Source organism: Roseateles cavernae, assembly GCF_040187885.1.
Classification (GTDB): Bacteria; Pseudomonadota; Gammaproteobacteria; order Burkholderiales; family Burkholderiaceae_C; genus Roseateles_E; species Roseateles_E cavernae.
Map to the genome: position 1 here is coordinate 1127279 of NZ_JBDPLH010000001.1, position 13534 is coordinate 1140812.

The window sequence follows — 13534 nt, forward strand, 5'->3', positions numbered from 1 at the left end:
TCGAAAGGCTCGCGGCCTTTTTCTTTGCTTACTTGGCGCTGCTGCCGCCGCCGCTGCCCGTGCCCAGCACGCAGCGCCCGGCGCGGCAGACCGCGCCCGGGTCGGTGACCATGCGGCAGTCCGAGATCATGCCGTCGCGCTGGCTCTCGGCCTGGCTGGCCGCCGCCTGGCGCTGCACCAGATCCTTCAGCTGGGCCTCGTCGACATTCTTGGTCGACCAGGCCAGATAGCCGCCCGGCCCGCCGCAGGCCTTGAAGCCGACCGCGATCGTGCGGCACTGCGAGGCGTCGTCGCAGGGCGCGTCGCCGATCAGGGTCTTGATCTCGGCGTACAGCTGGGCGCTGGTCTGGGCGGGCTGGTTCATGGGCTTGCTCATGGCTTTGGGCGGCGGTTCGGTGGCGCAGGCCAGCAGGCTGCTCAGGCCCAGCAGCAGGGCGGTGCTCCAGCCACGGGTCGGGTGGGCGATGGTTTTCATGGCCCGATACTGGCCGATGCGCCAGCGCCGCGCAAGCCGCGGACTTCGAGCCAGACACGGGTCGCCCTGGCCGGTACAGGGATGCGGTGCTTTCGAGCTATTCTTGCCAGGACCCGGCGCGCCAACGAGCAGGCCTGCAATGCACCTTGAACCGGAACTTCGATGGCAAATTGGCATGGACAAACGCTGGCAGGCTGGGTGCTCTGCCTGCTGGCCTGCGACATGACGGCCGCTCAGTCCCTGCCGGCGGACCGCGCCGAGAACGCCATCCCCTTGGGCATCCGTGCCGGACGGGTGAAGCCTGGGCCGGACGGGGGTGTCATGCGGGCGGCTGTCGAGGCCGCCGTTCGCGCCGACGCGGCGCTCGCCTGGCAGCTTGACGCCCTCGACGTATTGGCAGTCGGCATCGAGGATGTCAACTGGGCCGATGGCTCGCTGGGTTGCGCGCTGCCCGGCAGCGCCTACACGCAGGCGCTGGTGCCGGGGTGGCGTCTGGTCGTGCGCTACCGGCACCGCGAGGCCGTGTACCACGCCAGTCGGCGCGGTCAATGGTTGTTATGCCCGGGCGTCCCGGCCCCGCTGCCGCCGGCGCGCGAGGCGACACGCTAGGGCCTCAGCAGGGACCCGGGCCGGTGCCGAGCGGGCAAGCAAAAGGCCGCATCTTGCGGCCTTTGTCTGTTCGTGCGCGATGCGGCGCAGCTTTCAGGAATTCCGGCGGCGCGTGGTCAGGCCCACGCCCAGCAGGGCCAGGGCGGCCAGACCAAACGTGGCGGGCTCCGGGACAAAGTTGACCGTCAAGCTGCCTCGATCCCAGCCTCCATCGGCACCTGCGGCATCGTCGAAGGTCTCGAAGAATTCGAAGTTCAGCCGTCCGCTTGCGCCGAGGAAGAAGTCGACACCCAGTCCGATCAGGTCGGCCGTTCCGCTGAAGCTGGCTGAGCCCGGGGAGCTCTCGCCAAATCCGGGCGTCAGCGAGAATCCGGCGCCAGCGCCGTCGCTCAGGTCGACGCCGATTTCGGACAGCCAGCTCGTTCCCACGGTAGTCAGATAGACATTCCACGAGATGCTGGTGATACGGACGCCCGCCAAGATGTCGATGAAGCGCGTCTCGTTCGATGCATTGCCGAGATCGGCATTGCTCGAGATGCCGGTCACATCGAGCGTGACCACGCCCGCGTGGGCCGCCGATCCGCCCATCATGGCTGCTGCAAGCAATGCCGCGCTGATCGCGCCGCGCTTGAATTGATTCATTTGCATTCGTTCTCCAGACTCGTTGAATCCCGGCCGGCCAGTTCCGGGCGTGAACACGAAGAGGCGCAAATTTGCCATCCCATGCTCTTGGCGACAAGTGACAAGCCGTGATCGGCCAGCTGCTTCCCCCGTGATTCAGCGGCAGGACTTACCCGCACTCGTCCGTACCGGCGCGCGGCGGCAATCGCAAGGCGCTGGCGAGCGCGGCGGGGCACACCCTCATTCGCGGGGTTGGTGAACGCTGCTGTTCATGGGGGAGGCATTGCTTGTCCTGCACGGCCATCGGGAAAGCACCGATCCAAACGCCGCCGTAAGTGGTGAGCATCCACACTTTCGCAAATCGGAGAGCCGCATGCCTAACTGGAATCTAAGCCGCAAACCCATTGCGTTGGCCATTGCCGCGCTTTCGACCGCCACGATGGCGATGGCGCAATCGGTACCGGCATCGGCCGCCGAGGGCTCACGCCTATGGTTCGTCGAGTTTGCCGGCAAGCCGGTGGCCGATGGCGCCAACCCGGCCGATGTGCAAGCCGAGCAGGCCGCGTTCCGTGCCGCCGCGGCCACTGCCAAGGTCAGCTATCACGAGCGTCGCTCCTTCAACTCGCTGTTCAATGGCCTGGCGGTTTCCGTTGGTGCCACCGAGCGTGCCAAGCTGGCCCGCATCAAGGGCGTGAAGGCACTCCACCCGATCGAGATCATCCAGGCCCCGACGCCCGAGCAGGCCGCCGGCTCGGCGATCGAACTCAGCCGGGCGCTCGCGCTGTCCCGTGCCGACATTGCACAGAACTCGCTGGGCCTGACCGGTGCGGGCGTCAAGGTCGGTGTCATCGACACCGGCGTCGACATCGACCACCCGGCCTTTGGCGGTTCGGGAGTCAACGGCACGACGCCGTTCCCGAATGCCCGGGTGATCGCGGGTTGGGACTTTGTCGGCGATGCCTACAACGCGGACTCGAGCAGCGCGTCATACAACCCGGTCCCGTCGCCCGACAGCAACCCGGATGACTGCGGCGGCCATGGCTCGCATGTGGCCGGCATCGTCGGCGGCAATGGTGGTGGCTTCAAGGGCGTGGCCCCGGGCGTCAGCCTCGGCGCCTATCGCGTGTTTGGTTGCAACGGCAGCACCGAGGCGGACATCATGCTCGCGGCGATGGAGCGCGCGCTGGCCGACGGCATGCAGGTGATCAACCAGAGCATCGGCTCCGGTCGCCAATGGCCGCAGTATCCGACCGCGCAGGCGGCCTCGCGACTGGCGAAGAAGGGCGTCGTGATGGTGGCGTCTATCGGCAACAACGGGCCGGGCGGCAGTTCACCGGATGCGCTGTATGCGGCCGGCGCACCTGGCGTGGGCGAGAGCGTGATCGGCGTCGCGTCGTTTGACAACGCGCAGACCTCGTTCACGGTCAATGGCACGCCCTACGGCTACAACCCGGCCACCGGTGCTCCGCTGCCGCCGACCACCGGAAGTCTGCTGATGTCCAAGACGGGAGTGGCCGGCCAGCCGACGCTGCCGACGACGACGCCGGACGCCTGTTCTCCGCTGCCGGCCGGTAGCCTCGCCGGCACGGCGGCGCTGATTCGGCGTGGCTCCTGCTCCTTCTACATCAAGGCGGCGAATGCCCAAGCGGCAGGCGCCGCTGCGGCGGTTCTCTACAACAATGCCGCAGGCGCTCTTGGGGCCACGGTGGCCCCCACCGGCAGCGACCCGGCCATCACGATTCCGGTCGTGGGCATCACGGCGGCGCAGGGCGCCACGCTGGATGCCGCCATCGTTGCAGGCCCGACAACCCTGAACTGGACCGCCAACGGCGTCGGTTTCCCGTTCGGCACCGGCGGTTTGATCTCGGGCTTCAGCTCCTTCGGCTTGGCCGCCGACCTGAGCTTCAAGCCCGATCTTGGCGCACCCGGCGGCGGCATCTTCTCGGCCTACCCGCTGGAGTTGGGCGGGGGCGCGACGCTGAGCGGCACCTCGATGTCGGCGCCGCACGTGGCCGGCGCAGCCGCGCTGATCCTGCAGGCCCTGCCCAATGCGGCGCTGGGCCGCGAGAGCGCGATCGTCGGCCGCAACGCGCCGCCGATGATCAATATGCTGACGCGTCTGCAGAACACCGCCAAGCCGAAGGCGTGGTCGGGCAATGCGACGCTCGGCGTGCTGGATCATGCCTTCCGCCAGGGGGCCGGCATGGTCGACGTCGTTGCCGCGGTGCAGGTCCAGCAGTTTGTGGTGCCCAGCAAGATCTCCACGGGTGAAAGCGCTGCCGGGTCGACGGTGCAGAAGCTGACCATCCGCAATGACGCGCAGGTACCGGTGACCTATGCGCTCGGCCATAGCGCAGGTGTGGCGGCCGGCCCGAATACGCAAGCCGGTGCCAGCTACAACATCACGGGGGTCTTTGATGCCCCGGCCACGGTCACCTTCAGCAGCCCAAGCGTTCTGGTGCCGGCGAAGGGCGTGGCTACGGTGAACGTGACCATCACGGCCAATGCAGCCTTGCCGAACCGCTCGCTCTATGGCGGCTACATCACCTTCACGCCGCAGGGCAACGGTGCGCCGATCCAGACGGCCTACGCCGGTTTCAAGGGCGACTACCAGTCGACCCAGGTGCTGACTCCGACGGCCAACGGCTTCCCGTGGCTGGCCAAGCTCAACGGCGCGAGCTATAGCAATCAGCCGGCCGGCGCCAGCTTCACGATGGTGGGCAACGACATTCCGTTCGTGTTGCTGCACCTCGACCATCAGTCGCGTACCCTGAAGCGAGAGGTGCTTGACGCTGCCACCCTTGCGCCTCGTGGCGTCATCAGCGAGGAGCATTACGTCGGACGCAGCTCGACGCCGGCCGGCTTCTTCGCCAACGGATGGGATGGCAGCACCACCATGGGCGTCTTGCCGAACGGCAGCTACATCATCAAGGTGTCGGCACTGAAGGCCCTGGGCGATGCCGCCAACCCGGCTCACTGGGAAACCTGGAGTTCGTCGACGGTAACGATCGCGCGCCCCTGACGTGCCACTGGCATTCGCAAGAATGCCGGCACAAGCAGGCCCCGTGGGGCCTGCTTGTGCCGACTGGAGCCATTGCCGGCCAGCGCCTCAGCGCAGCCCCAGTGCCTTCGCCACCTCGCGCCAGCCCAGCAGCTTGAAGTTCTGCGTCCCCTGCGGCAGGCGCTTGCGGCCGTCCTGCACGACCAGCAGGCCCCCGGCGTAAGCACCACCGCCCAGATTGGCAGCGCTGACATCCAGGCCATCGGTCTCGGACACGCCGTCGATGGCCCGATCGGTGTTGATGCCGATGCGGAAGGCGCCGCGCGGCGCATGCGGCGCGTCGGCGTCGAACACCGCATAGCTGTCATTGCCCTGCGAGGACACGATCAGATAGCGCCGACCGGGCCCGCCCTGGTAGATGGCCAGGCCCTCGACATCGGCCTGCAGCGTGGCACCTACCGATATCACCAGCTCGGGCTGGCTGTCGGCGCGGTCCAGCGCCAGACGCCAGACGCCGCGTTTCTCCTCGCCGACAAACAGCTGCTGCGTCGCCTCGTCGACCACGCAGCCCTCGGGCTGGCTGGCCAGCCGGATCTCGCGCACGAGCTGACCCCGCCAGGCGTCCCTGCCCTGATGCCGCTCACGCTGCAGGCGGATCTGCTGCACACGGCCATCCTTGTCGTTGGCGAACACGTCGAGGCCGCCGCTGGCGTTGCGGCCGCTGCAGACGCCGTAGATGTCGGACAGGCCGGTCGGCAGCCGCGCCAGCTCGCGCACCCGGCCGCCGCTGCCGATCTCGAACAGCACCAGGCCGGCCTCGTCGCGCTGGGTCGCGACGGCCAGGTCCAGCGGCTTGCCCGGGCCATAGCGCAGGCCCTGGCGCAGATCGACATTGTTGATGCGGCCGACCGGCAGGAACTGGATCTCGCGGCCCTGCAGATCGTAGACCGCGAGGCCACGCTTCTTGTCGGTGGCCAGGATGCGGCTGTCGGCGGGGCGGCGCGCATGCACCCAGATGGCCGGGTCGTCGGCCGCGTCGCCGGGGCTGGCCACAGGCGTGGTCTGGGCCTGGGCGCGGACGATGGGCAGGGCAGCGCGCGGCTGCTCGGCATGGGTGGCCAGCCAGTCGCTCAAGGCACGAGTTGCCTGGTCCTCGTCGGCCTCGGGCAGGTGTTGCAGCAGTTGCCGGCCCTCGCTCTCGGCATCGGCACCGTAGGCCCACAGGCCGACACCGGGCTCGGCGATGTAGAGACGGGCCTCGGCATCGCGCACCCGGCAGGCGGCCGGCTCCAGCGGCGTGGCCAGGCGGCGCAGCGGCAGGGCCCGGCCCTCGTGCAGCAGCCATTGCTCGCTCAGGCCGCGCTCGCCGAGCAGAAAGACCTGCAGCAGGCCCTGCTGCGCATCGCGGTACAGGCACAGCTGCTCGACCGCGAAGCCCGGCCCGGGCCAGCGGGCCTCGACCGTCAGCCGGCCCTGGCGCGCGCGCACCAGCAGCAGCTCGGCGCTGTCGGCGTCCTGCAGCAGGGCCAGGCGGCCGCCGTCGGGCAGGGCGCGCTGATCCCAGCGCTTGGCGCGCAGGCTCAGGTCTTGCAGGGGCCGGCCCTGGGCGTCCAGCAGCCGCAGGCCCTTGCTGTCGAGCTGCAGGCTCTGGGCCGGGCTGAGTGTGGCGGTGGCGATCAGGGCCAGCGCCAGCAAGGTTCTTTTCATCGTCATCGGTGTCATCAGTCCAGCGCCAGTTTCACACCCAGCTTGATGCTGCGGCCATATTGTTCGTACTGCGCGTTGCGGGCCTTGTTGTCGGCCTGGTAGACGTAGTAGCGCTCGTTCGTCAGGTTCAGGGCTTCGAGGCTGAGCTGCCAGCGGCGGGCTATCTGGTAGCGCAGCGAGAAGTCGAGCTGGTTCTGGCGATTCACCTTCAGGTCCTTGCCGGCATCGAACACATCGCCGACTTCGAGCAGATAGGGGCTCTTGTGATTCAGCGCCAGCCGGGTGGACCAGCCCTGGCCTTCCCAGCCCAGGCTCAGGTTCAGCGTGCGGTCGCTCTGGCTGGGCAGCTTGATCTGGCGCTGCTGCCACTGCCCGTCCTTGAACCCGCCAATCGCGGCCTTCGAGTCGACGAAGGTCGCGTTGACGCCGACCACCAGGCCGTTCCACGGCGCCGGCAGCTGGCGTAGCGCCTGGCTGTAGGCCAGTTCGACGCCGCGCACGCTGGCCTTGCCGCCGTTGGCGTAGCTGATCACCTCGTCGAAATCCTCCCAGCCGGGGCTGCCGGCCAGATCGGTCTGGAACACGAAGTCGCGGATGCTCTTGTGGAAGACATAGGCCGACAGCGCGCCGTCGCGGCCCAGCGCGCGTTCGATGCCCAGATCCAGATTGCGCGAGCGCAGCGGCTTCAGCAGCGGGTTGCCGAGCTCGGCCTCGTCGTCGGCTATCACCAGGCCCGGCGAGAGCTGGCCGAAGCTCGGGCGCAGCACCGAGTTCGTCAGGGCCGCGCGCAGCTGCAGCTCCTTGGACAGGCCCTGCTTCAGCAGCAGCGAGGGCAGCCAGTGGCGGCTGCGCGTGCGGGCCTGGCTGGCGCGCAGCGCCTCGTCCACCGAGGCCGTGCCATCGGCGCGGAAGGCGAGGCGCTCGTGGCGCAGGCCGCCCAGCAGCTCGGTCGCGCCCTGCTTGTAGCCCAGCTGCAGATAGCCGGCGTTCACGTCCTCGTGCATCTCGAAGTCGTTGACGCTGGAATCAATCTCGTCGCGATAGTCGCTGCGGTCCAGGCCCACCAGCAGCCGGCGCAGCTTGGGGTCCGAGATGCCCTGGCCGAAGCTGCCCCAGGCATAGGGCAGGTCGCGGCCGGTCGTCAGCGCGGCCAGCGTGGGATCGCCCAGATCTCCGCCGCCGAATTTGTAGGTCTCCTGGGCGCCGCTCTTGTGGCGGCGCGTGGCCTTCAGACCGCCCTTGATCGTCAGCTCGGCACCGCCGGCCAGATCGAATTCGCGCTGCAGGTCCAGCTTGGCATGGCGCACGCGGTCGCGCGCGCTGCTGTGCTCCAGCTCGATCTCGTCGAGCTCGTAGGCCTGGCTGCTCTGGCGAACTGCGGCCGGGCCTTGCAAGGCCGGGAGCTTGCCGCCGACGAAGCCGACCCCGTCGAACTCGGCAGCGAAACCGGCGCCGGCGATCGCGTCGGGGGTCTGCTCGCTGGCACGGCCCAGGCCCGTCTCGGCCCAGAGGCGCCAGGCCTCGTTCAGCTGCAGCTCGGTGCCCAGGCTCAGCGCCAGGGTCTTGGCGGTCTCGGTGCGCGACTTCAGGCTGCGCACGGCCTCGGCCGCACCGCTGGCGCCGCTGGCCTGGGCGTCCTCGAACGCGATGCCCAGCGACTCGCGCTGCTCCCGGTCGCTGAAGCGGCTGGCGAAGCCGCGCAGGTAGAACTGCTGGCCGGCCGCGGGACGGTAGTCCAGATTCAGCGCCGCGCCGACGCGCTCGCGCGTGATCTCGTAGCGACGCAGCTCGAATTCCTCCAGCTTGTCGCCGTCCCAGGCGCCGCCGGTCTCGACGTTGTCGCTGGCGAAACGGCGCTGGTCGGCCGACAGCGCCAGCGCCACGCCCAGGCGCTGGCCGGCGAAGCGGTCGGCGAAGGTCAGCGAGCCGCGGGGCCGGGTCTTGCCGGCGTTGGCATCATGGTTGGCGCCCAGCTCGACGCTGAACAGCCGACCGGCCAGGTCGAAGGCCGACAGCGTGTTGACCGAGACGCTGCCGCCGATCGAGTTGGCGTCCTGCTCGGGCGTCAGGGTCTTGCTGACCTCGAGCGAGCGGATCAGCCCGGCCGGCACCACGTCCAGACCCGGCGCGCGGCGGTCGGCCTCGGACGCGGGCATGGTGGCGCCGTTGATCGTGACGGCGTTGTAGTCCGGTCCCAGGCCGCGCACCCGGACGAAGCGGCCCTCGCCCTGGTCGCGCTCGACCGAGACGCCGGGCAGGCGCGCCAGCGCCTCGGCGGCATTGTTGTCGGGCAGCTGGCCGATCGCGTCGGCATGGACGATGTTGACGATGCCTTGCGCGGCCTGCTGCTTGGCCAGCGCGCTGCGCAGATTGGCGGCCTGGCCTGTGACGAGCACGCGGTCCAGGGTTTCGGCCGGTTTGCTGTCCTGGGCCTGGACGGGGCTGAAGGCGCCGAGCAGGCACAGGGCCAGCAGGCTGAGTCGGGGTGTCGTTTTCATGAGGAGGGTGCGGCTGCAAAGGGATGGGGCGCACCTTAGGCAGGCCGCATGGCAGTCCCGTGACAAGCGCCCGGCCGGCCGGGACGCCGGCTCAAGCAGCGCAGATCGGGGCCGGCGCCGAGCTGAAATGACTCCTCCCGGCCACAGATGACGGTCTGTCACAAAGCCTCACTAGCATCGCGAGGCCATGTCGATTGCTTCTTCCCTCGCCTCGCTGCTGCCGCGCCGGCTGCGTTCGCTGCCCCAGGCCCCGGTGCTGGGCCTGCACGCCTTCGGCCACAGCCTGCTGCTGCTGATGGCGGCGCTGCTCTGGCTCTATGCGCAGCAGGGCCAGGCGCGACCCTTGGCGCAATGGGTCTGGCTGGACATTGTCGGCGAGGGCGGCATGGCGCTGATGGTGGGCGTCTGGCTGGTCTATGTGCGCGCCAGCCGGCCGGCCGGCCCGGTCACCAGCCTCTTGTGCCTGGGCCTGGCGGGCATGCTGCTGGGCGGCTTTGTCGACACGCTGGACGAGTTCTGGGTGCTGCCGAAATCGGTGTTGTGGGACAACGCGCTGGAATCGACGCTGACCCCGCTGGGCATGGTCTTGCTGACCTGCGGCCTGCACCAGTGGCGCCGCGAGCAGCTGGTGCTGAACGCCCAGCTGCACCAGCGCGAGCGCCTGTTCCGCGACCATCGCCGCGTCGATGGCCTGACCCAGCTGGGTGATGCCGGCTATATGGCGCAGCAGCTGCTGCTGGAGCGCGCCGAGGGCCGCGAGGGCAGCCTGCTGATGCTGGGCTGGCAGGGCTTCGAGGCGGTGGCGCGCCGCCACGGCCTGGCCGAGGCCGACCGGCTCTTGCAGGCCGCCGCCCAGCTGCTGCTGCTGCACTTGCGTGGCGATGCGCTGCTGTGCCGCTATGCCGGCGACCGCTTCATCGTGCTCTTGCCGGGTCTGGCGCAGAGCCATGGCGATAGCGAGGGCCAGGTCTTGCGCGAGGCGCTGGCCGGCTTTGCCTACCCCTTGCCCGGCGGCGAGCGGCTGCGGCTGCCGGTGCTGATGGCCCGCGTCGGCACGTCCGGCCCGACCGATCCGCAAGAGCTGCTGGCCCAGCTGGCCGGCCGGCTGGCTTGATGACGATGCTGGCCCAGCAGATTGCCGCGCTGCGGCCCTTGGGCTTGGTGGCCGAGCCCGGCCCGCCGTCGACAGTGCCCTATCAGCTCGACAGCGCCTGCATCGCCTGGGCCGACCACGGTGCCTTGCTGGCCGAGCTGGCGCGCAGCCGCGGGCTGGACCTGCCGGCCTGGCTGGCGACGGCCCAGGTGAAGCAGGGTCAGGCCTTGCTGAGCCCGCGCCAGCTGCTGGCCCTGCTGGCGCCCTTGCAGACCTGTGGTGCCGACAGCGCCTTCGTGATCGGCCGGCTGAGCCTGCCGGGCCATTACGGCCTGGCCAGCCAGGCGCTGCAGCAATCGGCCTGCCTGCTCGATGCGCTGCGGCTGCTGGTGCGCCATGCCGGCCGGCTGAGCCCGCTGCTGACGCCGCGCCTGTTGTGCAGCGGCTCCGAGCTGTTGCTCTACTGGACCGAGGCCTGCGGTGCCCCGCCGGCCCAGCGCGCTTTCCTGGTGGACCAGCAGATGAGCGCGGTCAGCGCAATGTGCGAGCAGCTGGCCGGACAGCGCCTGCCCTGGCGCTACAGCTTCAACCGTACGCGGCCGCGCGACCCGGCCCAGCATGTGGTCTATCTGGGCGGCGCGCTGCGCTTTGACTGCCAGGTCGACGCGATGCGCATCGATCTCGCGCTGGCGCAGCAACCCTGGCCCACGATGAACGGCAGTTCGCTGGCCGGCAGCGCCCTGGCCGCCGGTGCGCTGGCCCAGGGTGCCGACCCGGCCAGCGCGCGGCGCGGCCTGCTGGCGGCGCTGTACGACCAGTTATTGAGCGATCTGACCCGCTCGCCCAGCCTGGACACGGCGGCCGCCGCCTTCGGCATCAGCGCCGCCACCTTGAAGCGCCATCTGGCCCAGCATGGCACCCATTTCCAGGCCGAGCTCGATCAGGTGCGCAGCCATGTGGCCCTGTATCTGCTGGGCCTGCAAGGCCAGGCCAGCGAGGCCGTGGCCCAGCAGCTGGGCTTTTACGATGCCGCCAATTTCCGCCGCGCCTTCAGGCGCTGGACCGGCATCAATCCCGGTGCGCTTGCGCTGGCCTGAGCTTTGATCAGGACGGTGGGGCACTCTGCGCCGTTCATGTCCCCCGGCCTTCGGCCTCCTCCTTTACTTCACCGCGCAGAGCGCCCCACCATCCTGATCAAGCCTCGCGCAGGCAGTCGACGATCTTCAGCCTGGCGGCCCGCCAGGCCGGGATGAAGCCGCCGACAACACCCATCAGCAGCGCGAACAGCAGGGTCTGCCAGACGATAGTGGTGGTCATCTTGAACTGGAAGGCCAGCTCGGCAAAGGTCTGGAAATTGGTGGTCGAGACATCGACGGCCTGCATCAGCGCCGCCGCGCCCAGGCCGATCACACCGCCCACCAGGGCCAGCAGCATCGCTTCGCCGAGAAAGGCGACCAGCACCGCGCCGCGCCGAAAGCCCAGCGCGCGCAAGGTACCGATCTCGCCGGTGCGCTGGGCCACGGCGGCGAACATCGTGATCATCGCGCCGACGATGGCGCCGATCGAGAAGATGATGGACAGCGCCGTGCCGAGGATGGAGATGAAGGTGGCCAGGGCCTCGCTCTGCTCGGCATAGAACTGGATCTCGCGCTTGGCCTCCAGCTGCAGCCGCGGGTCGGCCTCAATGGCGCTCTTCAGCGCGTCGAACTGGGCGCTGTCCTGCAGGCGCAGCACCAGGCTGGAAAAGCCGGCGCGCCGGAAGGCCTGCAGCATCTGCTCGGCGTCGCCCCAGATCTCCGAGTCGAAGCCGCTGCGGCCGGCATCGAACACGCCGACCACCCGCCAGTCGCGGCCGGCAAAGCGCAGCGTCTCGCCCAGGCCGGCACCCTGGAAGCCGCCGGCCACCGCGCGGCCGGTGATGATCTCCGAGCTGCCCGGCCGGAACATGCGGCCCTCGACCAGCTGCACCTTGGGCCGCAGCTGCAGGGCCAGCGCCGAGGTGCCTCGCACCGTGACATTGCTGGGCTTGCCGCTGCCGCGCTTGGGCAGATTGTTCAGCACTACCGGCTCCTTGCTCAGCAGCAGGCCGCCGCCGGCCGCGCTGGCGATGCCCGGCAGGCTCTCGACGATGGCGGCCTGGCCGCGGCTGATGCCGCTATTGATCTCGGCGCCGGCGCCCTTGCGCAGCACGATCACGTTATCGGCCTGGCCGGTGGCCACCAGGGTGCTGCGTATGCCCTCGCTCATCATCAGCACGGTGGCGAACACATAGATCACCAGCGCCATGCCCCCGGCGGTCAGCAGGGTCGTGACGCGCCGAACCCAGAGGTTGCGCGCGATATAGGACAAGGGAATGGCTTTCATGCCACGTGCCTGAGCCCGTTGACGATATCGATCCGGCTCATCTTCCAGGCCGGCCAGGCGGCCGCGACGCAGCCGATCACCAGCGCGGCCAGCAGCTGCAGCGCCATCGTCAGCGCCGAGACCCGGAAGATCGGGAACAGGGTGCCGGCGGCGCTGGCAAAGGCGGCCGCCAGCGGCAGGGTCACAGCCAGGCCCAGCAGGCCGCCCAGCAGCGCCAGCAGCAGGCTCTCGCCGAACAGCAGCCGGGCGACAAAGGCGGGCGCGAAGCCCAGTGCCTTCAGCGTCGCGTACTCGGCCAGGCGCTCGCGGGCCGTCATCGTCATCGTGTTGGCCATCACCGCCATGATGATGACGACGATGATCAGGCTGACCGCCTGCACCGCCACCAGGATGGCCTCGCTCATCGAGACAAAGCTGAGCTGGAAGGCCGATTCCGTCTCGGTCAGGGTCTCGGCCAGCGAGTTGCGGAACTGCTCGTCGATGCGCTGCGAGATCAGCGCGGCGTTCTGCGGCTCGCTGATGCCGACGATGTAGACGCCCACCGCATCGGCCCGATTGCCCAGCTGCTTGCGCAGGCTCTCGTTGATCAGGCCCCAGTGGAACAGCATCTGGCTCTCGTCGGTCTTGGCCTCGGCGCCGTCCCAGATGCCGCGCAGGGTGAAGGTCCAGGTGCCGGGATAGATGGTGCCGCGCAGCGGGATCTGGTCGCCGAGCTTCCAGCCGAATTTGTCGGCCAGCTTGCGGCCCACCACCGCACCCTGGCGGTCGCGGATGAAGGCCAGGCGCTGCTCGTCGCTGAGCCGGTACTCGGGATAGAGGGCCAGATAGCTGGCCGGCTCGACCGCGAACTGCGGGAAGAAATTGCGCTCGGTGATGTAGATGCCGCCGAACCAGTTGGCCCAGGACACGCTGGCCACGCCGTCCACGCTCTTGAGCCGCTGCGCATAGCTCAGCGGCAGCGGGAAGGTCAGCGAGATCGCGCTGCGCGAGACCAGCCGCGTGCTGCTGCTGGCCTCGACGCCGGCATACCAGGCGTCGACGATGGTGCGCAGCAGGCCGAAGGCCGAGATCGCCACCACCAGGCCCACCAGGGTCAGCGCGCTGCGCAGCTTGTGGCGCAGGAACACGTTCCGCAGCAGCAGCTTCAGGATGAACATGGCCGCGCG

At 69.3% G+C, this 13534-nt stretch carries 10 protein-coding genes; 4 read left to right on the forward strand and 6 right to left on the reverse strand.

Translation table 11 applies throughout. The features are described 5' to 3' along the window. Window positions 1–28 precede the first annotated feature (28 nt). The gene (locus ABGI63_RS05375) at window positions 29–475 is read right to left on the reverse strand and encodes a hypothetical protein (protein WP_349741409.1); all 447 of its coding nucleotides are present in this window, start codon (window positions 473–475) and stop codon (window positions 29–31) included. 162 nt (window positions 476–637) lie between these two features. Between ABGI63_RS05375 and ABGI63_RS05380 the strand changes: the two genes are divergently transcribed. Next, complete coding sequence (locus ABGI63_RS05380; protein WP_349741410.1) at window positions 638–1084, forward strand: DUF8738 domain-containing protein; 447 nt, start codon at window positions 638–640, stop codon at window positions 1082–1084. A gap of 93 nt (window positions 1085–1177) precedes the next feature. Here the strand turns inward: ABGI63_RS05380 and ABGI63_RS05385 are convergent, their stop codons facing one another. Further along, window positions 1178–1732, reverse strand: coding sequence for a PEP-CTERM sorting domain-containing protein (locus tag ABGI63_RS05385; RefSeq protein ID WP_349741411.1), 555 nt, complete (start codon window positions 1730–1732; stop codon window positions 1178–1180). Between the two features lie 346 nt (window positions 1733–2078). On the opposite strand from ABGI63_RS05385, the gene ABGI63_RS05390 reads away from it, so the two are divergent. Then, on the forward strand, window positions 2079–4727 hold the full coding sequence (locus ABGI63_RS05390; RefSeq protein WP_349741412.1) for a S8 family serine peptidase: 2649 nt from the start codon (window positions 2079–2081) through the stop codon (window positions 4725–4727). An 87-nt stretch (window positions 4728–4814) separates the two neighbouring features. Here the strand turns inward: ABGI63_RS05390 and ABGI63_RS05395 are convergent, their stop codons facing one another. Together ABGI63_RS05395 and ABGI63_RS05400 are read right to left on the reverse strand one after the other, a co-directional pair. After that, window positions 4815–6419 carry a phytase gene (locus tag ABGI63_RS05395; RefSeq protein ID WP_349741413.1) on the reverse strand — a complete coding sequence of 535 codons (1605 nt, stop codon included), beginning with the start codon at window positions 6417–6419 and terminating at the stop codon, window positions 4815–4817. Window positions 6420–6427: 8 nt separating this feature from the next. After that, window positions 6428–8911: a TonB-dependent receptor gene (locus ABGI63_RS05400; protein WP_349741414.1), complete on the reverse strand. Its 2484-nt coding sequence runs from the start codon at window positions 8909–8911 to the stop codon at window positions 6428–6430. A gap of 187 nt (window positions 8912–9098) precedes the next feature. Between ABGI63_RS05400 and ABGI63_RS05405 the strand changes: the two genes are divergently transcribed. After that, window positions 9099–10025 carry a GGDEF domain-containing protein gene (locus ABGI63_RS05405; protein WP_349741415.1) on the forward strand — a complete coding sequence of 309 codons (927 nt, stop codon included), beginning with the start codon at window positions 9099–9101 and terminating at the stop codon, window positions 10023–10025. After that, window positions 10025–11101 carry an AraC family transcriptional regulator gene (locus ABGI63_RS05410; protein ID WP_349741416.1) on the forward strand — a complete coding sequence of 359 codons (1077 nt, stop codon included), beginning with the start codon at window positions 10025–10027 and terminating at the stop codon, window positions 11099–11101. The genes ABGI63_RS05405 and ABGI63_RS05410 overlap by 1 nt, the downstream gene beginning before the upstream one ends. Window positions 11102–11198: 97 nt before the next feature. Here the strand turns inward: ABGI63_RS05410 and ABGI63_RS05415 are convergent, their stop codons facing one another. Next, entirely contained in the window at window positions 11199–12368 is a 1170-nt protein-coding gene (locus ABGI63_RS05415; protein ID WP_349741417.1) for an ABC transporter permease, read from the reverse strand. Beyond that, a complete protein-coding gene (locus ABGI63_RS05420; RefSeq protein WP_349741418.1) occupies window positions 12365–13525 on the reverse strand; it encodes an ABC transporter permease in 1161 nt (386 codons plus the stop codon). The genes ABGI63_RS05415 and ABGI63_RS05420 overlap by 4 nt, the downstream gene beginning before the upstream one ends. Window positions 13526–13534 lie beyond the last annotated feature (9 nt).